This is a genomic window from Pseudooceanicola endophyticus (assembly GCF_018760365.1).
In the GTDB taxonomy this organism is placed as follows: Bacteria; Pseudomonadota; Alphaproteobacteria; order Rhodobacterales; family Rhodobacteraceae; genus Pseudooceanicola; species Pseudooceanicola endophyticus.
In genome coordinates, this window is sequence record NZ_JAHIAB010000007.1 from 27,462 (window position 1) to 49,598 (window position 22,137).

The following is a 22,137-nucleotide window of genomic DNA, read 5'->3' on the forward strand; positions in this document are numbered from 1 at the left end:
GTACCAATTCATGAACATCCATGAGTATCAGGCGAAGGCAGTTCTTCGCGAATACGGCGCCCCGGTCTCGGAAGGCCGTGCGGTCTTCAAGGCCGAAGAGGCAAAGGCTGCCGCGAGTGAACTTCCCGGGCCGCTCTGGGTGGTCAAGGCGCAGATCCACGCGGGTGGTCGCGGCAAGGGCCATTTCGTCGAGGAAAGCGCCGGTCCCAAGGGCGGCGTCCGCCTGGCCAAGTCGGTCGAGGAGGCCGCTGAAGAGGCCAAGAAGATGCTGGGCCGCACCCTCGTCACCCACCAGACCGGCCCGGCCGGCAAGCAGGTGAACCGCATCTACATCGAGAACGGCTCGGACATCGAGCGCGAGCTGTACCTCGCGCTGCTGGTCGACCGTCAGACCTCTTCGGTCTCCGTCGTCTGCTCCACCGAGGGCGGCATGGACATCGAGGAAGTGGCCGCCTCCACCCCCGAGAAGATCCTGTCCTTCCCGATCGACCCGGCGACCGGCTACCAGCCGTTCCACGGCCGCAAGGTTGCCTTCGCGCTTGGCCTGGAAGGCAAGGCGATGAAGCAATGCGTCAAGCTGATGGGCGACCTCTACCGCGCCTTCATCGAGAAGGATATGGAGCAGCTGGAAATCAACCCGCTGCTGCTGATGCCCAACGGCGAGCTGAAGGTGCTGGACGCGAAGCTGGGCTTCGACGGCAACGCCATCTACCGCCACCCCGACATCGCCTCGCTGCGTGACGAGACGGAAGAGGATCCCAAGGAACTCGCCGCCTCCAAGTACGATCTGAACTACATCGCCCTGGAAGGCGAGATCGGCTGCATGGTGAACGGCGCGGGCCTGGCGATGGCCACGATGGACATCATCAAGCTGAAGGGCGGCGAGCCCGCCAACTTCCTCGACGTCGGCGGCGGCGCCACCAAGGAGAAGGTCACCGAGGCCTTCAAGATCATCACGTCCGACAAGAACGTGAAGGGCATCCTGGTGAACATCTTCGGCGGCATCATGCGCTGCGACATCATCGCCGAGGGCGTCATCGCCGCGGTGAAGGAAGTCGGCCTGCAGGTTCCGCTGGTTGTCCGCCTGGAAGGCACCAACGTCGAGCAGGGCAAGGAAATCATCGCGAATTCCGGTCTGAACGTGATCGCCGCTGACGACCTCAGCGACGGTGCGGAAAAAATCGTTAAAGCAGTGAAGGGCTGAGATCATGGCAGTTCTCGTCGACGAAAATACCAAGGTCATCTGCCAGGGCTTCACCGGCTCGCAGGGCACCTTCCACTCCGAACAGGCGATCGCCTACGGCACCAAGATGGTCGGCGGCGTGACCCCGGGCAAGGGTGGCCAGACCCACCTCGGCCTGCCGGTCTTCGACTCGGTCGCCGAAGCCAAGGACCGCACCGAAGCCAACGCCACCGTGATCTACGTTCCGCCGCCCTTCGCGGCTGACTCGATCATGGAAGCCATCGACGCCGAGTTCGAGCTGATCGTCTGCATCACCGAAGGGATCCCGGTCCTCGACATGATGAAGGTGAAGGCCGCGCTGAAGCATTCCAAGTCGCGCCTGATCGGTCCGAACTGCCCCGGTGTCATCACGCCGGACGCCTGCAAGATCGGCATCATGCCGGGCCATATCCACAAGCGCGGCTCGGTCGGCGTCGTGTCCCGTTCGGGCACCCTGACCTACGAAGCCGTCAAGCAGACCTCGGACATCGGCCTGGGCCAGTCCTCGGCTGTCGGCATCGGCGGTGACCCGATCAAGGGCACCGAGCACCTGGAAGTGCTGGAAATGTTCCTGGCCGACCCCGAGACCCAGTCGATCATCATGATCGGCGAGATCGGCGGCTCTGCCGAGGAAGAAGCCGCCCAGTTCCTGGCGGACGAGAAGAAGAAGGGCCGTTGGAAACCGACCGCGGGCTTCATCGCCGGCCGTACCGCTCCTCCGGGACGCCGCATGGGCCACGCAGGCGCCATCGTCGCCGGCGGCAAGGGCGGTGCAGAGGACAAGATCGAAGCCATGAAGTCGGCCGGTATCGTTGTCGCGGACAGCCCGGCCGAGCTTGGCCAGGCCGTCCTCAAGGCGATCGGTTGATCCGCCTCGGCATACATATGCCTGAATGTGCATCACCCGCACATTCTGGACCCGGGCGCGCCGCGCGCCCGGGTTCCGACGCGTTTTGCGTTGAGAATTCCGCACACCGGCGGATCCTTGCCGAAGGGTGCACGCGCACCTCGTTCTGCAATCGCCGGGCGGATCGCCTGTCGCGTCTTGGCGTGGTGGGACAACCGCGTCCGGCCCGACTTCGGGATCCGTACATGACCCTTTCCCCTGCACGTTCCGGACGACGCCAGCCCGCCCTGCGGCTGCGCACCGCGCCGGTCCTGCTTGCGCTTGGCGGGGCTGCCGCCCTGCCCGGCTGCATGATGAAATCCGCCGCCATGGCCACCAGTGCCGCCTTCAGCTCGGCCTCGGGCGCCGTGGGCAGCGCCGTCACCGCCGGTGTCGGCATGGCGGGCTCGGCCAGCGCCGCCAGCGCCCCCGGGATCGGCGAAGGCGCCCTCCAGCTGACCCAGGCCGAGGCCGCGGCCGTCGCGCTGCAGGCCAGCCTGTCGGACATGGCCGAGGGCGTCGAGACCTGCCTGCAATCGCTTGGCGGTGGCGGCGTGGTCGAGAACGCCGTGTCGAAGGGCTGGGTGCTGACCCAGACCGCCGCCCAGGGCCAGAGCGCCGGGCGCCAGATCCGCAAGAACACGCTGCGCGGCACCATCATGCCGAACCGCAGCTGCAGCTTCCGCACCGGTGCGGTGGCCGCCTCCATGGCGACCAGCAAGGTGCAGTCCCTGCTGGACGAGAAATTCTCCGGGCGCTACCGGAAGGGCTCTCCCTACGGGCGCAAGGGCCCCTGCGATGGCTACACGGTGGACCTGGGCGCCGAGCGCGCCTGGATCTTCTTCACGGCGGAAAACGGCGATGTCTGCACGGGCAGCGGCGCCGGGGTGACGGTGCAAAAGCTATGATCCGCATGACCTCTCTCCTCCGCCCCGCCCCGCTGATGAGCGCCGCCGCCCTGTGCGGCCTGCTGGCGGGCTGCGACACCACCGACATGATGAAGGGCGATACCGAGCGTCGCACCACCGCCCATGTCGATTACAACGACGTCGCGCTGACGCCCGACGCCGCCCAGGCCATGGCCCGCGCCAATTGCGGCGAGGCCGAAGTTCTGTCCGTTTCTCAGCCCGTGCTGCTGGAAAACGGGCTTTCGCGCGTGACGGCGACCTGCCTTGCCACATATGACCGCAAGGGTCGGCTGAAGCCGAACGCATGACCGAATGACGGCCCGGGGCGTGGCAACCCGCCCCGGACCACCCGAAGACCAGATGAAACGCCCCCCGGCCCCGTCCCCAGGACGTCCCGGCGCCTGGGGGTCCCACGGAACGGCAAAGCATTGGGATCGCACATGATCGCGCGCCGCACCATCGCAGGACCTGCCCGAGGCCACGTGACCGTGACCCCGAGGGCTGCTGCGCTGGCCGCCGGAGGTGTCGCATGAACCGCGTCTCGGCCCTTCTCCGTCCCGTCGCCACCCCCGGCCTGGCGCTGCACGCGCCCGGCCCGGCGCGGTGCCGTGCCCCCCGCCTTCCCGCCAGCCTCTGCGTGCCGCGTTTCTGGCACGGTGGCGGCTGCCCCGATCTCAATCCCGATGGCCAGTCCGTGGCCCGCCGGTGCCATGCGCCGCCGGCGCTCGACGGCCCTCGCCCGGGCAGCGGATCCGCTGCGTCCCCAACCGGCCTCCCGACGTTCCCAAGACGCCAGCCCCGCCCGCCCCTCAGCTTTCAACCCGCTTAAGATCAAGCGCACCGCCTCAAGGTGAACAGAATGACCGATCAGAGCCCCAACGATCTTTTCCACGCCTCCAGCTTCCTGCAGGGGCATAACGCCGCCTATCTCGAACAGCTCTATGCCGTCTGGGCCAACGACCCCTCGGCCGTGGATGCCGCATGGGCCGACTTCTTCGCCCAGCTCGGCGACAGCGAGATGGACGCCAAGAAGGAGGCCGCCGGCCCGTCCTGGACCCGTCGCGACTGGCCGCCGACCCCCAACGACGACCTGACCGCGGCGCTGGACGGCATGTGGCCCGCCCCCTCCGAGGCCAAGGATGCCGGCAAGAAGATCAAGGCCAAGGCCGCCGAGAAGGGCGTCGAGATCTCGGACGAGCAGATCAAGCGTGCCGTTCTGGACTCGGTCCGGGCGCTGATGCTGATCCGTGCCTACCGCATCCGCGGCCACCTGGCCGCCGATCTGGATCCGCTGGGCATGAAGGATCCGGTCGCGCATCCGGAGCTGGACCCGGCCTCCTACGGGTTCACCGCCGCCGACATGGATCGCCCGATCTTCCTGGACAACGTGCTGGGGCTTCAGGTCGCCAACCTGCGCCAGATCGTCGATATCGTGAAGCGCACCTACTGCGGCACCTTCGCGCTGCAGTACATGCATATCTCCGACCCCGAACAATCGGCCTGGCTGAAAGAGCGCATCGAGGGCTTCGGCAAGGAGATCACCTTCACCCGTGAAGGCCGCCGCGCGATCCTGAACAAGCTGGTCGAGGCCGAGGGCTTCGAGAAGTTCTGCCACGTCAAGTTCATGGGCACGAAGCGTTTCGGCCTGGACGGCGGCGAGGCCCTGATCCCCGCGATGGAACAGATCATCAAGCGGGGCGGCAGCCTGGGCGCCAAGGAGATCGTGATGGGCATGCCCCACCGCGGCCGCCTGTCGGTGCTGGCGAACGTCCTCTCCAAGCCCTACCGCGCGATTTTCAACGAATTCCAGGGTGGTTCCTACAAGCCCGAGGACGTGGATGGTTCGGGCGACGTGAAATACCACCTCGGCGCCTCCTCGGACCGTGAATTCGACGGCAACAAGGTGCACCTGTCGCTGACCGCGAACCCCTCGCACCTCGAGGCGGTGAACCCGGTCGTCCTGGGCAAGGTGCGCGCCAAGCAGTACCAGCTGAACGATCCCGACCGCACCTCGGTCATTCCGATCCTGCTGCACGGCGACGCGGCCTTCGCGGGCCAGGGCGTCGTGGCGGAATGCTTTGGCCTGTCGGGCCTGGTCGGCCACCGCACCGGCGGCACGATCCACATCGTCGTGAACAACCAGATCGGCTTCACCACCGCGCCGCACTTCTCGCGCTCCTCGCCCTATCCGACGGATATCGCGCTAATGGTCGAGGCGCCGATCTTCCACGTCAACGGCGATGATCCCGAAGCCGTGGTCCATGCCGCCAAGGTCGCCACGGAATTCCGTCAGAAGTTCCACAAGGACGTGGTCATCGACATCTTCTGCTACCGCCGGTTCGGGCACAACGAGGGCGACGAGCCCATGTTCACGAACCCGATCATGTACAAGAAGATCAAGAAGCAGAAGACCACGCTGTCGCTCTACACGGATCGTCTGGTCAAGGACGGCCTGATCCCCGAGGGCGAGATCGAGGACATGAAGGCCGCCTTCCAGGCCCTGCTGAACGAAGAGTTCGAGGCCGCCAAGGACTTCAAGCCGAACAAGGCCGACTGGCTGGACGGCAAGTGGTCGGGCTTTGAGCGCGAGAAGGAAGAATATCAGCGCGGCGAGACCGCGATCGCGCCCGAAACCATGGAAGAAGTCGGCAAGTCGCTGACCTCGGCCCCCGATGGTTTCCCGCTGCACCGCACGGTGGAACGCCTGCTCGACACCAAGCGCAAGATGTTCGAAACCGGCGAGGGCTTTGACTGGGCCACCGGCGAAGCGCTGGCCTTCGGCTCGCTGCTGACCGAGGGCTACCCGGTCCGCCTGTCGGGTCAGGACTCCACCCGGGGCACCTTCTCGCAGCGCCATTCGGGCCTGATCAACCAGGAGACGGAAGAGCGCTACTACCCGCTCAACAATATCCGTGCCGGCCAGGCCCGCTACGAAGTCATCGACTCGATGCTTTCGGAATACGCGGTGCTGGGCTTCGAATACGGCTATTCGCTGGCCGAACCGAATGCGCTGGTGATGTGGGAAGCCCAGTTCGGCGATTTCGCCAACGGCGCGCAGATCATGTTCGACCAGTTCATCTCTTCGGGGGAAGCCAAGTGGCTGCGCATGTCGGGCCTCGTCATGCTGCTGCCCCACGGCTTCGAAGGTCAGGGTCCGGAACACTCCTCCGCCCGCCTGGAACGCTTCCTGCAGATGTGCGGCCAGGACAACTGGATCGTCGCCAACTGCTCGACCCCGGCGAACTACTTCCACATCCTGCGTCGCCAGATGCACCGCAGCTTCCGCAAGCCGCTGGTGCTGATGACGCCGAAGTCGCTGCTGCGCCACAAGCTGGCGATCAGCAAGGCCGAGGACTTCACCACCGGCTCCAGCTTCCACCGGATCCTGTGGGACGATGCGCAACACGGCAACTCCGACACCCAGCTGGTGGCGGACGAGAAGATCAAGCGCGTCGTCATGTGCTCGGGCAAGGTCTACTACGACCTGCTGGAAGAGCGTGACGCCCGCGGCATCGACGACATCTACCTGATGCGGATCGAGCAGTTCTATCCCTTCCCGGCGCATACGCTGGTCAAGGAGCTTGAACGCTTCAAGGGTGCCGAGATGATCTGGTGCCAGGAAGAACCGAAGAACCAGGGCGCCTGGACCTTCATCGAACCGAATATCGAATGGGTTCTGGGCCGTATCGGCGCCGCCCATTCGCGCCCGCGCTACGTGGGCCGCGCTGCCGCCGCAGCACCCGCAACGGGCCTCGCGGCTCAGCACAAAGCACAGCAAGAAGCCCTCGTCGACGAGGCGCTGACCATCGAAGGAAACTAAGGACCCATGAGCACCGAAATCCGAGTCCCCACCCTGGGCGAAAGCGTGACCGAAGCCACTGTCGCCACCTGGTTCAAGAAGCCGGGTGACGCGGTCGCGGTCGATGAAATGCTGTGCGAGCTGGAAACCGACAAGGTGACCGTCGAGGTCCCCGCCTCGGCCGCTGGCGTCCTGGCCGACATCGTCGCCAAGGAAGGCGAAACCGTGGGCGTCGACGCGCTGCTGGGCTACATCTCGGAGGCCGGCAATGCCGGCCCCGAGGAGATGAAGGCCAAGGCCACCCCCTCCGAAACCGACGCGGCCCCGGCGGCAGCGGCGGAAACCGTCGCCGTCATGGTCCCCACCCTGGGGGAATCCGTGACCGAGGCCACCGTCGCCACCTGGTTCAAGAAGGAAGGTGACAGCGTCGAGGCCGACGAGATGCTCTGCGAGCTGGAAACCGACAAGGTCTCCGTCGAGGTTCCCGCGCCGGCAGCCGGCGTGCTGACCAAGATCCTCGCCGCCGAGGGTGAAACCGTGGGCGCCGGCGGCCAGCTGGCCGAGATGTCCGCAGGCGCCGGTGCCGCCGCTGCAGCCCCCGCTGCCGCTGCGCCCGCCGCCGCCCCTGCCGCCGCTGCCGGCGGCAAGGATGTCGAGGACGCGCCCTCGGCCAAGAAGGCGATGGCCGAAGCGGGCCTGTCGGCCGGTCAGGTCACCGGCACCGGCCGGGACGGTCGCATCATGAAGGACGACGTGGCCAAGGCCCTGGCCGCCGCCAAGGCGCCCGCCGCGGCCCCCGCCGCGCCGCGTGCCCCCGTCGCCGCCGAGGATGCCGCCCGCGAGGAACGCGTGAAGATGACGCGCCTGCGTCAGACCATCGCCAAGCGCCTCAAGGACAGCCAGAACACCGCCGCCATGCTGACCACCTACAACGAGGTGGACATGACCGAGGTGATGGCGCTGCGCAACCAGTACAAGGACATGTTCGAGAAGAAGCACGGCGCCCGTCTGGGCTTCATGTCCTTCTTCACCAAGGCCTGCGTCCACGCGCTGAAGGAAGTCCCCGAGGTCAACGCCGAAATCGACGGCACCGACGTGGTCTACAAGAACTTCGTGCACATGGGCATCGCCGCCGGCACGCCCCAGGGCCTGGTGGTTCCGGTGCTGCGCGACGTCGACCAGAAGTCCTTCGCCGAGATCGAGAAAGAGATCGCCGAGAAGGGCAAGCGCGCCCGTGACGGCAAGCTCTCGATGGCGGAAATGCAGGGCGGCACCTTCACGATCTCGAACGGCGGCGTCTACGGCTCGCTGATGTCCTCGCCGATCCTGAACCCGCCGCAGTCGGGCATCCTCGGTATGCACAAGATCCAGGACCGTCCGATGGTCATCAACGGCAAGATCGAGATCCGCCCGATGATGTACCTGGCGCTGTCCTACGATCACCGCATCGTCGACGGCAAGGGCGCCGTGACCTTCCTGGTGCGCGTCAAGGAAGCGCTGGAAGATCCCCGTCGCCTGCTGATGGATCTCTGATCCAGGGCCGCCTCCGGTCCGCCGGAGGGGGCCTGCGCCCCGGATCCCCCCGTGCCCGGGGCGCGGGGCGCAGGCCGCCCGGACGCTGTCCGGGCCACCGCAAGCTTCGACCGGGGCGCCCCGATGGTCCGCCCCGCCTTCCCGTCAGGGACCCGCAATCCCAGGTAGGGCCATGACCCCCGAACTCCTCGCCCTCTCGCTTGTCGCGCTCGAGCATGTCGTGCTCGTCGTCTGGTCGCAGCGCCTGCTGACCCGCGACGTCGGCGAAGCCGGCAACACCGGCCCCCGGGACGATCTGCCGCCGCTGTCGCAGGACACCCAGCGGATGCGCCGGGCACTGGCCAACCATACGGAAAACTTCCCCTTCTTCATCGGGGCGATCACCGTGGTCAGCCTCTCCCAGACCACCAGCCTGTTCACCGCCCTCGCCGCCTTCACCTATGTCGCCGCCCGGGCGCTCTACATCCCGGCCTATCGCTACGGCTGGACCCCCTGGCGTTCGGTCCTCTATATGCTGGGCGCCCTGGCCACGATCGCGCTCTACCTGGCGGCCTTCCTGTGATGGACACGCAGCTGCATATCCTGGCCCTCGCCGGCCTGCTTCAGGTGCTCCAGATCGCCCTGATGGCGATCCCGGCCAACCTGGAACTGGGCCCCAAGGCCACCACCGGCCCGCGCGACCCCCAGGACATCCCCGGCGGCAATCCGCAACTGCTGATGTCGCGCCGCACCGGTCGGCTGCACCGCGCCATGACCAACCATTTCGAGGCGCTGATCCTCTTCACCATCGCCACCCTCGCAGTGACGCTCACCACCAGCACCTCCCCCCTCACCCTGGCCTGCGGCTGGCTCTACCTCGCCGCCCGCCTCCTCTACATCCCGGCCTATGCCCTGGCCTGGACGCCCTGGCGTTCCCTGTTCTGGGCCCTGGGCCTTCTTGCCACCACGATCATGCTCCTGGCTGCCCTCGCCTAGCATTTTCTTGTTCCAAATATCCCGGGGGAGTCAGCCGCAGGCTGACGGGGGCAGCGCCCCCACCCCGCGCAAGCCAACCGGGCCCGACGCCCGCAGACAAGACCAAGGAGACCTCAAATGGCCCAATACGACGTCATCGTCATCGGTGCAGGCCCCGGCGGCTACGTGTCCGCCATCCGCTGCGCCCAGCTCGGACTGAAAACCGCCTGTGTCGAGGGCCGCGAGACCCTGGGCGGCACCTGCCTGAACGTCGGCTGCATCCCCTCCAAGGCGCTGCTGAACGCCACCCACAACCTGCACGAGGCGCAGCACAACTTCGCCACCATGGGCCTCAAGGTCCCGGCGCCGGAAGTCGATTTCGACCAGATGAAGGCCTACAAGCAGGACGTCGTCGACGGCAACACCAAGGGGATCGAATTCCTCTTCAAGAAGAACAAGATCGACTGGATCAAGGGCTGGGCCTCGATCCCCGAGGCCGGCAAGGTCAAGGTCGGTGACACCGTCTACGAGGCGAAGAACATCGTCGTCGCCTCCGGCTCCGTGCCGACCGCCCTGCCGGGGATCACCGTGGACAACGAGGCCGGCGTGGTGGTCGACAGCACCGGCGCCCTCGCGCTGCCGAAGATCCCCGAGAAGATGATCGTCGTCGGTGCCGGCGTCATCGGCCTTGAGATGGGCTCGGTCTACGCGCGCCTCGGCGCCGAGGTGACGGTGGTCGAATTCCTCGACAACATCACCCCCGGCATGGACGCCGAAGTGCAGAAGAACCTGCAAAAGATCCTCTCCAAGCAGGGCATGAAGTTCATCCTGGGCGCCGCCGTCCAGGGCGTCGAGACCGTCGATGGCAAGGCCAAGCTGACCTACAAGTCCCGCAAGGACGACAGCGAAACCGTGCTTGATGCCGATGTCGTGCTGGTTGCGACCGGCCGCCGTGCCTTCACCGATGGCCTCGGGCTGAAGGAACTGGGCGTCGAGATGACCGAACGCGGCGTCGTCAAGACCGACGGCCACTGGGCGACCTCCGTCAAGGGCGTCTATGCCATCGGTGACGCGGTTGCCGGCCCGATGCTGGCCCACAAGGCCGAGGACGAGGGCATGGCGGTTGCCGAGGTTATCGCCGGCAAGCATGGCCACGTGAACTACGACGTGATCCCCGGCGTCATCTACACCCACCCCGAGGTCGCCTCGGTCGGCAAGACCGAGCAGCAGCTGAAGGACGAGGGCCGCGCCTACAAGGTCGGCAAGTTCTCCTTCATGGGCAACGCCCGCGCCAAGGCCGTCTTTGCCGCCGACGGTTTCGTCAAAATCCTCGCCGACAAGGAAACCGACCGGATCCTGGGCTGCTCGATCATCGGCCCGGCGGCCGGCGACATGATCCACGAGATCTGCGTCGCGATGGAATTCGGCGCCTCGGCGCAGGATGTCGCGCTGACCTGCCACGCCCACCCGACCTATTCGGAAGCCGTGCGCGAAGCGGCGCTGGCCTGCGGCGACGGCGCGATCCACATGTGATCGCCCCGCCCGGCTGGTCCGGGCGGTTTGCGGCCCTACCCTTTCCCCTCGCGGAGTGATCCGCGGGGGGATTTCATACGTAGACCCTCCGACGCAGCGACGCGATCCGCAGGAGGGCCCCATGGACGACCCCGAAGTCTCCGTCATCATTCCCGCCTGCCATGCCACGGCGACCCTGCCGCGTGCCCTCGCCTCGGTGACGCGCTGCGGCCTTCCTCCGGAGCGGGTCGAGGTGGTGATCGCCTCGGATGACGGGCGCGACTACGCCGCCCTGATGCCCCCGGCCCCGGGGCTGGTCTTCACCGCCCCCGGCCCGGTGCGCAGCGGTCCGGGACCGGCGCGCAACCGGGCGCTCGCGCAGGCGCGGGGGCGCTTTCTGGCCTTCCTGGACAGCGATGACGAATGGGAGCCCGGCTACCTCGCGGCGCTGCTGCCGCTGGCCCGCCGCCACGGCGCCGCCTTCGGGCAGACCGCGATCCTTGATGCCGGGGTCGAGATCCTGCGCCTGCCGCAGCAGGACCCGCAGCTTGACCTGACCACCCTTGCCGAGACCGGCGCCAGCTTTCACCCGGTGATGGCCCGCGCCCAGGCCCGCCCCTTCTCGGCGCTGCCCAGCCAGGACGTGCGACATGCGGCCGAGCTGATCGCCCGCCTGGGCGGTGCGGCGCCCCTGGGACCGGCGGGCTACCGGCTGCATCTGGCGGCGCGCTCGACCACGGCCCAGGCCAGTTTCCCGGAACGCGTCGCCCGGGCCTATGCCGCCCATGCCGAACAGGTGCTGTCGGGCCTGGGGGATGTGCCGGCGCCGCAGCGCGCCGCGGTGGCCCGGGTCTTCACCCGCAAGGCGGCGCTGAACACCGCCTACCAGAAAGGCGCCCTGCCGGGGCAATCCTTCTACCATTTCATGGCGGCCCGGCTGGCACCGCCGCCGCTGGTTGCCGCGCGCTAACCGGGCAGCACCAGCACCAGCGTCGCCACATGGCCGGCGCTGTCCTCGCGCAGGCCGGGATAGACCCCGGGCAGCGGACGGATCGGCACCCGTGGCTGGTCATAGCGCGGATCGGTGCGCCGCAGCACCTCCGAAAGCGCCTCGGGCAGCAGGATCCGGCAGCCCAGCCCCTCGGGGCCTTCCAGCACGCAGAGCAGATGTGCCTGGCGGCCCTCGATGCTGCCGGGACAGACCGTGTCGAACTGCACCACGCCGGTCGCATCGCTGACGCCGCGCCCCTGAAGCATCCTTTCGGCGCCCCAGTTGCCGCCCCGGGCATCGCAATGGCGCAGCCAGACGGAACGACCGCGCAGCCGCGCGCCCTCTGCGGTCACCAGCTGCAGGATCAGGCTCAGCGGGCGGCCCTCAAGCGGGGCGGCAATCGGTGTATGCTCCAGCGCCAGGGTGCCGGCGGCATGCAGCGCCAGCTCGCTCAGCTCCATGTCGAGCTCTTCGGCAGGCAGCGCGACATTGGCGCTGATCAGCCCGGCGGCGCGGGCCCGGGCCCGGGTCGCGCCGGCAAAGCTGCCGATGCCCTGCCGGACCACCGGGGAAAGGGAGAGAAAGCGCAGCAGGTCCCGTCCCTGCCGCGCCCCGTCGAGCGGTCGTGCCAGTGCTGCCAAGTCGCATCCTCCTGCGCGGTTCGCAGGAGATATACGCAGTGCCCGGCGAAATCCGACGCTCGCGCCGGATCACCACATCGTGCGGGCGGCCCGTTCGGCCCAGCTTTCGTCATAGGGACGTCCGCCGACCTCGCCCTCGGTCATCGCCGCCAGGATCTCTCCGACGGTGGGCAGGTCGGCGCTTTCGTCGCCGCTGGTCCAGAGCCCGGCACGCAGGATCGCCCGGGCGCACTGGCTGTAGATCTCGTGGATCTTGATGACGATGACGGTGGCGGGCTGGCGGCCCTGCTTCTCGAAGCTGGCGCGCAGATCGGCATCGTCGGTGACGCGGGCCGCGCCGTTGACCCGCACCGCATTGTTGGACCCCGGCACCATGAACATCAGCGCGATGCGCGGGTCGCGCACGATGTTGCGCAGCGTGTCGAGGCGGTTGTTGCCGCGCCAGTCGGGCAGCAGCAGCGTCTGGTCGTCCAGCGCGCGCACCACCGGGCCGTCATCGCCGCGCGGGCTGCCATCAGCGCCCTCGGGTCCCACGGTCGAGACCACGCAGAAGCGCGACGCCTCGATCCAGCGGCGGTACTCCGGGGTCAGCCGGTCGGCCACCTTACGCGTCGCCGCCGCGCCGGGCGTGCCGTAAAGCGCCTCCAGCGCCTCAATCGATGTCAGGTAGTTCATCGGCCGGGAATCCTTCTTCCACCATCAATGCATTCGAGGCCGTCTCGATCCTCTGGCGCGAGGTGGCGCGGAAGGCGCTCCTGCTCAGGCCCGGCGGGATCGGCTCCAGGAACTCGACCGTGGCGGTGCCGCGCTTGCGCAGGATGCCGTGGCGCGGCCAGAACAGGCCGACGTTGCAGGCCGCAGGGATGCAGGTCTGGCCGGTCTGTTCGTAGATCGCGGCGACGCCGACCTTGTAGGGTTCGTCCGCGCCGGGGGCGACACGGGTGCCTTGCGGAAAGATCACCAGCTGGCCGGGAGTCTCGCGGCCTTTCTGGACCGCCTGTATCATCGCCTTGATCGCCTCGCCGCGCTTGCCGCGCTTGACCGGCACGCAGCCGATGCGCTGCGCGTACCAGCCGAAGATCGGCATGTAGCGCAGCTCATCCTTCATGATGAACTTGGCATGGGGCAGCGCCGAGATCAGGATGATGATATCGAGGAAGCTCTGGTGCTTGGAGGCGACGACGACGTCGCCGTCAGGCACGGTGCCGCGGACCTCGGTCTTCAGGCCGCAGATCAGCGCCAGCGACCAGCGCACGTAACGCGCATAGCTGCGGGTCGCCGTGTAGGCGCCGCGCCGCGACACGATCGACCAGGGCAGGAACAGGATGCCGGCGACCGGCATGGCCAGATACATCTGGATGATGAAGATGAGCGACAGGATCCATTGCAGGATGGGCATGTCAGGCAAGTCTCCTAAGGATGCGGCGGGCGGCGGCGCGGGTCGCCCAGAAGGCCACCACGGCGGCCAGGATGGGAATGAGGAACGGCAGCAGCCACTGCCAGCCCTGCAGACCGAGGCCCGACAGGAAGGCGCCCTCGGCCTCGTCCGGCAGCAGCCAGATCGCGCCGAGACCCGCCACCATGCCGATGCCGGCGCCGGTCAGGGTGCGGAAGGTGAAGCGGCGCACGAAAGCGCGGGCAATGAATTCGTCGCGCGCGCCCACCAGGCGCAGCACCTCGATCACCTGGGCATTGGCGGAAAGGGCGGAATGCGCGGCCAGGGTCAGGATCGCCCCGGTGACGCCGGCAATCAGCAGCAGCGACAGCGCGCCCAGCTCGCGCAGCCGGGTCGCGGCGCGGATCAGCGGACGGCGCCAGCGGGTGTGGTCGTCCAGCACCGCGCCGGGCACCTCTCCGGCCAGGCGCAGGCGCAGGCCGGCAGCGTCAAAGCCCTTGCCGGCCTCGATGATCTCGATCAGGCGGGGCAGCGGCAGCTGGTCCAGCGGCAGGTCCGGTCCCAGCCAGGGGGTCAGCAGCTTCTGCTCTTCCGCATCGCCCAGCACCCGGGCCGAGGCGACGCCGGGCGTGGTCTTCAGCAGGGTCATCGCCGCCGTGGTCTGGGCGTCCATCTGCTCTGCCGGGGCCGAGATCCGCAGGGTGGAGCTGCGTGCCAGCGCGCCGCCCCATTCGCTGGCCATGCGCCCCGCCGCCAGCGACAGCGCCAGCGCGAAGACTGCCAGAAAGGCCATTGCCGCCGCCGCCCAAAGGGTCAGCCCGGCGGTGAAACCGGTGGGCGGCACCACGCGGTCCGCCTGCACGTCGCCGCGCAGCAGGGTCAGGATGCCGCGCACCCCGCGCCCAAGGCCCGGACGATCCCCCGGCCCGGTCACAGATCCGCCCCCGCGTATTGCAGCGTGCCCCCGGCGATCCGCAGCACCCGCGCCTGCACCCGGCTTTTCGCGGCGCGGATCAGCGCCAGATCGTGGGTCGCGATCAGCACGGTCTTGCCCATCCGGTTCAGCTCGACCAGCAGGGCCAGCAGGCGCTGCGACATCTCCCAGTCGACATTGCCCGTGGGCTCGTCCGCAAGGATCACCTCGGGGCTCATGATCAGGGCGCGGGCCAGGGCGGCGCGCTGGCGCTCGCCGCCCGACAGTTCGGGCGGATAGGCCCGCGACCGGGCGCCCAGACCGACCCAGGCCATCAGCTCCTTGAGGTTGCGCGCCTCGGCCGAAAGATCCCGCCCCGAGACCATCAGCGGCAGCGCGATGTTTTCGACCAGGGTCATGTGATCAAGGAAATGCGCCTCCTGATGGACCACGCCGACGCGGCGGCGGAGCCAGGCGATATCGTCGCGGTTCATCTCTTCCAGCGGCTGGCCGAAAACGGTGACGGTGCCGCCGGTGGGTTGCAGCGCGCCGTAGCACAGCTTCATCAGCGTGGTCTTGCCAGACCCCGAGGGCCCGGTCAGAAAGTGGAAGGACCCGGGCGCAAGCTGCAGGCTGATGCCGCGCAGGAGCGCGTCACCGCCGTAGCTGTAGCTGAGGCTGTCAAGCTCGATCACGCCTGGTGTCCTGTTCCCCGGGTCCGGCCCCGGCCATGGCCCGCACCTGCCGGGGCCATCTTCGGGTCCTTGTTCGGGGCCTTTCTGCCCTGTTCCGCCCGGGCGTGCAATCTGCGCCGCAGCGCGATCCGGGGGCCTGCCGCCCGGAGGGGTCTTTTCGCTGGCGCCCGAACGCCATAATCTAGGCAGCGCGGCGGGACCGGGAGGCCCGTCCGAGAAATTCCAGCCGAGGCCCTGAATGCGACTGACCTGCCCCTCTTGCGGTGCAAATTACGAAGTTCCCGATGCCGTGATCCCCGACGAGGGGCGCGACGTGGAATGTTCGGCCTGCGGAATCAGCTGGTTCCAGGCCCCGGGCGCCCCCGGCACGCTGCGGCTGCGCCCCGAGGACCAGAGCGCCGCCGCGCCGGAAGGCGCCGATCCGCATCGCAACCCGGTGCCGGCCTCGGCGCTGAAGGGCCCCTCGGGCGCAGAGGCCGCCCCGCTGGCCCTGCACGCCACCGCCGAAGAGCCGCCGCTGATCTCTCCGCGCCGGGCACAGCTGCAACGCCGCGAGATCGAGCAGGACGTGCTCGACATCCTGCGCGAGGAAGCCGCCTTCGAGGCCAAGGCCCGCGCCCGCGACCGCAGCGCACCGGAAGAGCCCGCCCCCCCGGCGCCCGAGGCCGAACCGGAAGCGCCGCGTGGCGACTGGAGCGCCGGCCTGCAGGCCGACCCGGTCGAGGAAGAGCTGCCGCCGCCCCCCGCCCATATCGAGCAGACCACCGCCGGAAACCGCCCGCGCCTGATGCCCGACGCCGAGGAGATGCACTCCTCGGTCGCGCCCGGCAGCAGCGCCGCGCCGACCGTGGCCACCCCGCGCCAGCGCCGCAGCTTTGCCCTGGGCTTTGCGATCCCAGTTGCCGTCGTTCTTCTTCTGCTGCTGGTCTATGCCCAGGCCCCGGCCCTGGCACGCGCCCTGCCCGGCGCCGCCGCCGGGCTGAACAGCTATGTCGAAACCGTCGATGCCGCGCGGCACTGGTTCGGCGGGCGCTGAGCCCACCCTGACCGCGACAGGTTCCAAAGCAAAGGGCCGCCCCGCGAAGGGCGGCCCTTTGGCCAATCCGGAAGCCCGGACTCAGAACCGGTCGAGCAGCCGGTTCAGGTAATCACGCTCCTCCTCGGAGCGGTCGTTCTGCGCCGAGCGGCGGCGGATCTCGTCCAGCAGGTCGCGGGCGCGCTGGTCGTTATCCAGCTCTCCGTTCAGCATCTCGCGGTCATTGCCCAGCATCCCGTTGCTGCCGGCGTTGCGGCCCAGCGGATCGTTCTGCTTGCCCCCGTCATTGCCCTGGGCCTGGCCCTGCTGGCCCTGCATCTGGCGCTCGGCCTCCGCCATCGCCTCGCCCAGGCTGCGCATCCCTTCGCGCAGCGCCTCCATGGCGGTGGCCTGGTTGTCGATGGCCTGGGCCAGGTCGCCCTCGCGCAGGGCCCCCTCGGCCTCGCGCATGGCGCGATCGGCCCGATCCAGGCTGTCACGCGCCGCACGCCCGGCCTCGGTGCCCGCGCCCGGCAGATTGCCGCGCTGGCGTTGCAATTCGTCGCGCAGCGCCTGCTGACGCTGGGCCAGCGCATCGGCATCGCTGCCCTGGCCCTGCTGGCCCTGGCTGCCCTGCCCCGAACCGCTGCCATCGCCCATCTGGTTACCGCCCTGTTGACCGCCCTGCCCGGGCTGACCCGGCTGGTCGCCGGGGCGCTGGCCGGGCTGGCCCTGCCCGCCCTGACCGGGGTTGAACTGGTCCTGAAGGCTGCGGAAGGCATCGTCCGAGAGGCCCTGCTGGTTGCGCAGCGTCTCGCCCAGACCGTCCATGGCCTGCTGACCGGGGCTTTGCTGGCCTTGCCCGCCCTGACCTTGGGTGACCTGCATGTTCTCCATCAGCTTCTGAAGCTCGCGCAGCGCCTCCTGCGCCTCCGCCATGCGGCCCTGCTGCATCAGCTCCTGGATGCGATCCATCATCTTCTGAAGATCGTCCTGGTTCATCTGCAGGGCATTCTGCATGTCCATGGGCGGCTGGTTCGGGTTCTGCTCGGACTGGCGGGCGGCCTGCTGGGCCAGCTGGCGCATGTAGTCCTGGGTAGCGTCGCGCAGCTCCTGCATCAGCTTGGCGATCTCCTGGTCGGAGGCGCCGTTGCGCATCGCCTCCTCCAGACGCTCCTGGGCGCGGTTCATCCGCTCCTTCGCATCGTCCAGATCCCCGTCCTCAAGCTGGATCGCCAGATCCCAGAGCGATTTCGCCGTGTCATCGACGATCTCGTCGGACAGCGAGGCCTTGTGTTCGAGGCTACCCGCAATGTCCCGGATCCGGCCCTTCATCTCGTCCGAGCGGATGGCGCCGCCGTCGTTCCAGGTGATCGCCTTCAGCACCTCGGAGATGCGCGGCGCATTGGCGCGGTTCCACAGCAGGTCGCGGCGCATCTCGATCAGGCTGGCGGCCAGCGGATCGAAGAAGCGGCGGGCCACCAGCACGGTCTCGTAATCCGGGCCGGTGCTTTCCTGGCCGGCACTGTCGGTCACGCTCAGCGACACCTTCACCGGCATGTTGGCCCAGGGGTGCTGAGAGAAATTCTCAATCAGGGTCTCGTTGAAATCGGCGCGGCTGCCCGAAATCGGCATTGGCAGGGGCACGGTGATCGCCGCGCGCGGCTCGGGATCGAGGGCCAGGCCGTAGCGGCGGTCCACCTTCGGCAGGTCCAGCACGATCCGCGCCTGACCGCTTTCGACGCCGTAGTCGTCGCTGGCGTGGAAGGGCAGCGACAGCTGCCCCTCGACCGAGGCCTCGGCGGCGCCGGTTGCCTCCACCTTGGGCTTCTGATCGGGGATCAGCGCCACCTTCCAGACCCGCCCGCCGGGGCCGTCGATGGCGATCCGCCCGCCCTGATGGACGCTGAATTCCTGGGCATTGGCATCCGAGGGCGGAAGATCCCCCACCCGCCCGGAGACATCCTCGGCCACGTGCAGCTTGCCCTCGGGCCCGTAGAGCCGCAGCGTCACCTTCGATCCCTGCGGCGCCTGAAGCGTGCCGGCGGGGATGTCGGGCAGGTAGAGCACCGGCAGACGGGTGTGCGGCGGCGGGGCGACCCAGCCTTCCCACGAGGGGCCGGCCGCGGCCTCGGCGGCACCGCCCGGCGCCATGTCGGCAACCGATCCGATGCGCCAGAAAGAGCCGAACAGCAGCGCCGTCATCAGGCACAGCAGCGCCACGTAGCGCAGGCCGAAGGGATCGCGGGTGGTCAGGTTCAGATCGGGCCGGACGGCCTTCGCCCCCCGGGTGCGCGCCGCCATGCGGGCCCGGTGCGCCGCCCAGAGCGCGCGGGTGCCCGGATCGTCCCCGCCCGAGGCCATGTCGTCGCCAAGCGCCTGAAGCGGATGGCCTTTCAGCGTCGCATCGAGGCGTTTCAGCGCCTCTTCGCGGCGGGGAAAGCGGAAGCGCAGCGCGCCACGGATGAGAAACCAGACGATGGCCAGGAAACTGCCGGCTCCGACGCTCCAGACCAGCACGATGTTCGAACTGTCCTGGATGCCCAGCATCAGCAGGGCGAGAACCGTGGCGCAGAGCGCCCAGAGCGGCCAGAACGCCCGCATGAAGCGTTCCGCCAGCAAACCGACCCGGGTCAGGCGCAGCGGCCATTTCAGCCGCCGCAGGATCTCATCGAAGTCGCTGTTCTCGGCCATGCTCCGTCCCGCGTGGGCAACGCGGGGATCGCGTCACACCCATTCGGGTATCGTATCGCGGTTAATGATTTCCTCAAAGGAGGGTCTTGCACGAATGACCTCGAACTGGTCGCCCTTGACCAGAACCTCCGGGATCAGCGGCCGGGTGTTGTATTCCGAAGCCATCACGGCGCCATAGGCCCCGGCCGAGCGGAAGGCGACCAGATCGCCCGCGACCAGCGGCGCGAGGGAGCGGCCCTTGGCGAAGGTATCGCCGGTCTCGCAGACCGGGCCGACCACGTCGTAGGGCTGCTGTTCGACGCCGGGGGTGGCCTCCTTGACGGGCACGATATCGTGATGCGCATCATACATGGCAGGGCGCACCAGGTCGTTCATCGCACCGTCGATGATCAGGAAGTCGCGGCCCTCGCCCTTCTTCACGTAGATCACCTTGCTGACCATCAGGCCGGCGTTGCCGGCGATCAGGCGGCCCGGCTCGATCTCGATCTCGACGCCCTTGTCGCCCAGGACCTCCTTGACCAGAGCCCCATATTCCACCGGCAGCGGCGGGGCGGCATTTCCCCGCTCATAGGGAATGCCCAGACCGCCGCCCAGATCGAGGCGGATGATGTCATGGCCATCGGCGCGCAGCGAATCGGTCAGCTCGGCCACCTTGGTGAAGGCCAGCCGGTAGGGCTCCAGGTCGGTCAGCTGAGAGCCGATGTGCACGTCGATGCCCACGGCCTTCAGGCCCGGAAGCTGGGCGATGCGGGCATAGACCTCGCGGGCGCGGGCGATCGGGATGCCGAACTTGTTCTCGGACTTGCCGGTGGCGATCTTGGCGTGGGTCTTGGCATCCACGTCGGGGTTCACCCGCACGGTGACGGGGGCGACGACGCCCAGCGACAGGGCGACCTCGTTCAGGACCTCCATCTCGGGCTCGGATTCCAGGTTGAACTGGCGCACGCCATGGGTCAGCGCCAGGGTCATCTCCTCGCGGGTCTTGCCGACGCCCGAGAAGACGATCTTGTCGCCCGGCACACCGGCGGCAACCGCGCGGCGGTATTCCCCGCCCGACACCACGTCCATGCCGGCGCCGAGCCCCGCCATGATCTTCAGGATCGCCTGGTTCGACGCCGCCTTCATGGCGTAGCAGACCAGGTGGTCCATGCCCGAGAGCGCCTCGTCAAAAAGCGTAAAGTGGCGGGTCAGCGTGGCGTGGGAATAGACGTAGAAAGGCGTCCCCACCTGCGCCGCGATCTCGGCCAGGGGCACGTCCTCGGCGTAAAGCTCTCCGTCACGGTAGAGGAAATGGTCCATGGCAGGTCTCCGGTCAGCATCCCCGCCGCCCCGTTGGCGGCGCGCGTTCGATACACTGCCGGGGCGACGTGTAAAACCCTTTGCGGAACGGAAAACGGCCCCCGAAGGGGCCGTGTCTCACAACTCGTTCTGGTAGATCGTGGCGTCGCTCTTTTCGAGGGCACCCAGAGAGCCCGCGCCCCGGTCCACCCCGCCGCTGCGCGAGGACCAGATATTGCCCTCGGGCGCATTCGGCGCACCGTCGATGCCGCAGCCTGCCAGCAGCAGGCACAGGGTCAGGAGAGCCGCTCTTGCCATGCCGCCACCTGCTGTTTCACCTGTTCCGGGGCCGTGCCGCCGTAGGAGACGCGGCTGGCGACGGAATTGTGCACGCCCAGCACCCCGAAGACCTCTTCGGTGATCCGGGGTTCGACCGCCTGCATGTCCGCCAGCGACAGCTCGGGCAGATCGCAGCCCTTGCCCTCGGCCACGGCGACCAGGCTGCCGGTGACGTGGTGGGCATCGCGGAAGGGCATCCCCAGCACCCGAACCAGCCAGTCGGCCAGATCCGTCGCGGTTGAAAAGCCCGCGCCGGCAGCGGCTTCCAGCACCGGCACGTTGGCCTGCATGTCACCGACCATCCCGGTCATCGCGGCCAGCGCCAGCATCAGGTTGTCGGCAGCATCGAAGACCTGTTCCTTGTCTTCCTGCATGTCCTTGGAATAGGCCAGCGGCAGCCCCTTCATCACCGTCATCAGCGCCACGTTGGCGCCGAAGATCCGGCCGATCTTGGCACGGATCAGCTCTGCCGCGTCGGGGTTCTTCTTCTGCGGCATGATCGAGGACCCGGTCGAGAAGCGGTCCGACAGCGCCACGAAGCGGAACTGCGCGGAGGACCAGATGACCAGCTCCTCGGCGAAGCGCGACAGGTGCATCGCGCAGATCGAGGAGGCCGCCAGGAATTCCAGCGCGAAATCGCGGTCCGACACCGCATCAAGCGAGTTGGCGCAGGGGCGTGCAAAGCCCAGCGCCTCGGCGGTCATGTGGCGGTCGATCGGGAAGGAGGTGCCGGCCAGTGCCGCGGCCCCCAGCGGGGATTCGTTCATCCGCGCGCGGGCGTCGGTGAAGCGCGACAGGTCGCGACCGAACATCTCCACATAGGCCATCATGTGGTGGCCCCAGGTGACGGGCTGCGCGGTCTGGAGGTGGGTGAAGCCGGGCATCACCCACTCGGCGCCGGTCCCGGCCTGCACCAGCAGCGCGCACATCAGCGCCTTCAGCCCCTCGATGGCCGCATCGGCCTGGTCGCGGACCCAGAGGCGGAAGTCGGTCGCCACCTGGTCATTGCGCGACCGGCCCGTGTGCAGACGCCCGGCGGGTTCGCCGATGACCTCTTTCAGGCGCGCTTCCACGTTCATGTGGATGTCTTCCAGCGCGGTCGAGAAGGTGAAACGGCCCTGCTCGATCTCTGACAAGATGGTGAGAAGCCCTTCCCGGATCGCCTCGGCGTCACTATTGCTGATGATGCCCTGGGCCGCCAGCATGGCGGCATGGGCACGCGAGCCCGCGATGTCCTGGGCCGCCAGCCGCTGGTCGAAACCGATCGAGGCGTTGATCGCCTCCATGATCGCATCGGGGCCTTCGGCAAAGCGGCCGCCCCACATCTGGTTTGCGTTCTTGTCGGTCATCGCGCCACCTGT

20 protein-coding genes are annotated in these 22,137 nt (G+C 68.2%); 11 read left to right on the forward strand and 9 right to left on the reverse strand.

The genetic code is table 11. The features are described from left to right. Window positions 1-10: 10 nt before the first annotated feature. The 10 genes from sucC (at window position 11) to KM176_RS13200 (ending at window position 11,784) form a co-directional block, all read left to right on the forward strand. On the forward strand, window positions 11-1,204 hold the full coding sequence (gene sucC, locus KM176_RS13155; protein ID WP_160894254.1) for an ADP-forming succinate--CoA ligase subunit beta: 1,194 nt from the start codon (window positions 11-13) through the stop codon (window positions 1,202-1,204). A 4-nt stretch (window positions 1,205-1,208) separates the two neighbouring features. After that, complete coding sequence (gene sucD, locus KM176_RS13160) at window positions 1,209-2,090, forward strand: succinate--CoA ligase subunit alpha (RefSeq protein ID WP_160894252.1); 882 nt, start codon at window positions 1,209-1,211, stop codon at window positions 2,088-2,090. Between the two features lie 224 nt (window positions 2,091-2,314). Further along, the gene (locus tag KM176_RS13165; protein ID WP_160894250.1) at window positions 2,315-3,016 is read left to right on the forward strand and encodes a hypothetical protein; all 702 of its coding nucleotides are present in this window, start codon (window positions 2,315-2,317) and stop codon (window positions 3,014-3,016) included. A gap of 5 nt (window positions 3,017-3,021) precedes the next feature. Continuing rightward, window positions 3,022-3,324, forward strand: coding sequence for a hypothetical protein (locus KM176_RS13170; protein WP_160894248.1), 303 nt, complete (start codon window positions 3,022-3,024; stop codon window positions 3,322-3,324). A gap of 551 nt (window positions 3,325-3,875) precedes the next feature. Next, entirely contained in the window at window positions 3,876-6,836 is a 2,961-nt protein-coding gene (locus tag KM176_RS13175; protein WP_160894246.1) for a 2-oxoglutarate dehydrogenase E1 component, read from the forward strand. A 6-nt stretch (window positions 6,837-6,842) separates the two neighbouring features. Continuing rightward, entirely contained in the window at window positions 6,843-8,348 is a 1,506-nt protein-coding gene (gene odhB / locus KM176_RS13180) for a 2-oxoglutarate dehydrogenase complex dihydrolipoyllysine-residue succinyltransferase (protein WP_160894244.1), read from the forward strand. A 172-nt stretch (window positions 8,349-8,520) separates the two neighbouring features. Beyond that, a complete protein-coding gene (locus tag KM176_RS13185) occupies window positions 8,521-8,910 on the forward strand; it encodes an MAPEG family protein (RefSeq protein WP_160894242.1) in 390 nt (129 codons plus the stop codon). Further along, complete coding sequence (locus KM176_RS13190) at window positions 8,910-9,323, forward strand: MAPEG family protein (RefSeq protein WP_160894240.1); 414 nt, start codon at window positions 8,910-8,912, stop codon at window positions 9,321-9,323. The genes KM176_RS13185 and KM176_RS13190 overlap by 1 nt, the downstream gene beginning before the upstream one ends. 117 nt (window positions 9,324-9,440) lie before the next feature. Continuing rightward, window positions 9,441-10,835: a dihydrolipoyl dehydrogenase gene (gene lpdA, locus KM176_RS13195; RefSeq protein WP_160894238.1), complete on the forward strand. Its 1,395-nt coding sequence runs from the start codon at window positions 9,441-9,443 to the stop codon at window positions 10,833-10,835. A gap of 121 nt (window positions 10,836-10,956) precedes the next feature. Continuing rightward, complete coding sequence (locus KM176_RS13200) at window positions 10,957-11,784, forward strand: glycosyltransferase family 2 protein (RefSeq protein ID WP_160894236.1); 828 nt, start codon at window positions 10,957-10,959, stop codon at window positions 11,782-11,784. Here KM176_RS13200 and KM176_RS13205 read toward each other — a convergent pair. The 5 genes from KM176_RS13205 to KM176_RS13225 all read right to left on the reverse strand — a co-directional run bounded on the left by KM176_RS13205 (window position 11,781) and on the right by KM176_RS13225 (window position 15,450). Then, entirely contained in the window at window positions 11,781-12,446 is a 666-nt protein-coding gene (locus KM176_RS13205) for a peptidase associated/transthyretin-like domain-containing protein (protein WP_160894234.1), read from the reverse strand. The two genes, KM176_RS13200 and KM176_RS13205, sit on opposite strands and share 4 nt — an antisense overlap. Before the next feature lie 69 nt (window positions 12,447-12,515). Then, a complete protein-coding gene (locus tag KM176_RS13210; RefSeq protein ID WP_160894232.1) occupies window positions 12,516-13,121 on the reverse strand; it encodes a pyridoxamine 5'-phosphate oxidase family protein in 606 nt (201 codons plus the stop codon). Continuing rightward, on the reverse strand, window positions 13,099-13,845 hold the full coding sequence (locus tag KM176_RS13215) for a lysophospholipid acyltransferase family protein (RefSeq protein ID WP_160894230.1): 747 nt from the start codon (window positions 13,843-13,845) through the stop codon (window positions 13,099-13,101). Before KM176_RS13215 ends, KM176_RS13210 begins: the two co-directional genes overlap by 23 nt. Window position 13,846: 1 nt before the next feature. Further along, the gene (locus tag KM176_RS13220; RefSeq protein WP_311136154.1) at window positions 13,847-14,776 is read right to left on the reverse strand and encodes a cell division protein FtsX; all 930 of its coding nucleotides are present in this window, start codon (window positions 14,774-14,776) and stop codon (window positions 13,847-13,849) included. Continuing rightward, entirely contained in the window at window positions 14,773-15,450 is a 678-nt protein-coding gene (locus tag KM176_RS13225; RefSeq protein WP_160894228.1) for a cell division ATP-binding protein FtsE, read from the reverse strand. The genes KM176_RS13220 and KM176_RS13225 overlap by 4 nt, the downstream gene beginning before the upstream one ends. Window positions 15,451-15,688: 238 nt before the next feature. Between KM176_RS13225 and KM176_RS13230 the strand changes: the two genes are divergently transcribed. Further along, entirely contained in the window at window positions 15,689-16,486 is a 798-nt protein-coding gene (locus KM176_RS13230) for a zinc-ribbon domain-containing protein (RefSeq protein ID WP_160894226.1), read from the forward strand. 81 nt (window positions 16,487-16,567) lie between these two features. Here KM176_RS13230 and KM176_RS13235 read toward each other — a convergent pair whose 3' ends face one another. The 4 genes from KM176_RS13235 to argH form a co-directional block, all read right to left on the reverse strand. Continuing rightward, window positions 16,568-19,159, reverse strand: coding sequence for a TIGR02302 family protein (locus tag KM176_RS13235; RefSeq protein WP_160894224.1), 2,592 nt, complete (start codon window positions 19,157-19,159; stop codon window positions 16,568-16,570). A gap of 33 nt (window positions 19,160-19,192) precedes the next feature. Continuing rightward, window positions 19,193-20,458: a diaminopimelate decarboxylase gene (gene lysA / locus KM176_RS13240; protein WP_160894222.1), complete on the reverse strand. Its 1,266-nt coding sequence runs from the start codon at window positions 20,456-20,458 to the stop codon at window positions 19,193-19,195. Between the two features lie 117 nt (window positions 20,459-20,575). Then, window positions 20,576-20,755 carry a hypothetical protein gene (locus tag KM176_RS13245; protein ID WP_160894220.1) on the reverse strand — a complete coding sequence of 60 codons (180 nt, stop codon included), beginning with the start codon at window positions 20,753-20,755 and terminating at the stop codon, window positions 20,576-20,578. Then, window positions 20,734-22,125: an argininosuccinate lyase gene (gene argH / locus KM176_RS13250; protein ID WP_160894219.1), complete on the reverse strand. Its 1,392-nt coding sequence runs from the start codon at window positions 22,123-22,125 to the stop codon at window positions 20,734-20,736. Before argH ends, KM176_RS13245 begins: the two co-directional genes overlap by 22 nt. Window positions 22,126-22,137 lie beyond the last annotated feature (12 nt).

Bases quoted from the DNA above. Each gene is read 5' to 3' on its own strand.
- sucC (WP_160894254.1), top strand. From the start codon at position 11: ATGAACATCCATGAGTATCAGGCGAAGGCAGTTCTTCGCGAATACGGC.
- sucD (WP_160894252.1), top strand. From the start codon at position 1,209: ATGGCAGTTCTCGTCGACGAAAATACCAAGGTCATCTGCCAGGGCTTC.
- KM176_RS13165 (WP_160894250.1), top strand. From the start codon at position 2,315: ATGACCCTTTCCCCTGCACGTTCCGGACGACGCCAGCCCGCCCTGCGG.
- KM176_RS13170 (WP_160894248.1), top strand. From the start codon at position 3,022: ATGACCTCTCTCCTCCGCCCCGCCCCGCTGATGAGCGCCGCCGCCCTG.
- KM176_RS13175 (WP_160894246.1), top strand. From the start codon at position 3,876: ATGACCGATCAGAGCCCCAACGATCTTTTCCACGCCTCCAGCTTCCTG.
- odhB (WP_160894244.1), top strand. From the start codon at position 6,843: ATGAGCACCGAAATCCGAGTCCCCACCCTGGGCGAAAGCGTGACCGAA.
- KM176_RS13185 (WP_160894242.1), top strand. From the start codon at position 8,521: ATGACCCCCGAACTCCTCGCCCTCTCGCTTGTCGCGCTCGAGCATGTC.
- KM176_RS13190 (WP_160894240.1), top strand. From the start codon at position 8,910: ATGGACACGCAGCTGCATATCCTGGCCCTCGCCGGCCTGCTTCAGGTG.
- lpdA (WP_160894238.1), top strand. From the start codon at position 9,441: ATGGCCCAATACGACGTCATCGTCATCGGTGCAGGCCCCGGCGGCTAC.
- KM176_RS13200 (WP_160894236.1), top strand. From the start codon at position 10,957: ATGGACGACCCCGAAGTCTCCGTCATCATTCCCGCCTGCCATGCCACG.
- KM176_RS13210 (WP_160894232.1), bottom strand. From the start codon at position 13,121: ATGAACTACCTGACATCGATTGAGGCGCTGGAGGCGCTTTACGGCACG.
- KM176_RS13215 (WP_160894230.1), bottom strand. From the start codon at position 13,845: ATGCCCATCCTGCAATGGATCCTGTCGCTCATCTTCATCATCCAGATG.
- KM176_RS13230 (WP_160894226.1), top strand. From the start codon at position 15,689: ATGCGACTGACCTGCCCCTCTTGCGGTGCAAATTACGAAGTTCCCGAT.
- KM176_RS13235 (WP_160894224.1), bottom strand. From the start codon at position 19,159: ATGGCCGAGAACAGCGACTTCGATGAGATCCTGCGGCGGCTGAAATGG.
- lysA (WP_160894222.1), bottom strand. From the start codon at position 20,458: ATGGACCATTTCCTCTACCGTGACGGAGAGCTTTACGCCGAGGACGTG.
- KM176_RS13245 (WP_160894220.1), bottom strand. From the start codon at position 20,755: ATGGCAAGAGCGGCTCTCCTGACCCTGTGCCTGCTGCTGGCAGGCTGC.
- argH (WP_160894219.1), bottom strand. From the start codon at position 22,125: ATGACCGACAAGAACGCAAACCAGATGTGGGGCGGCCGCTTTGCCGAA.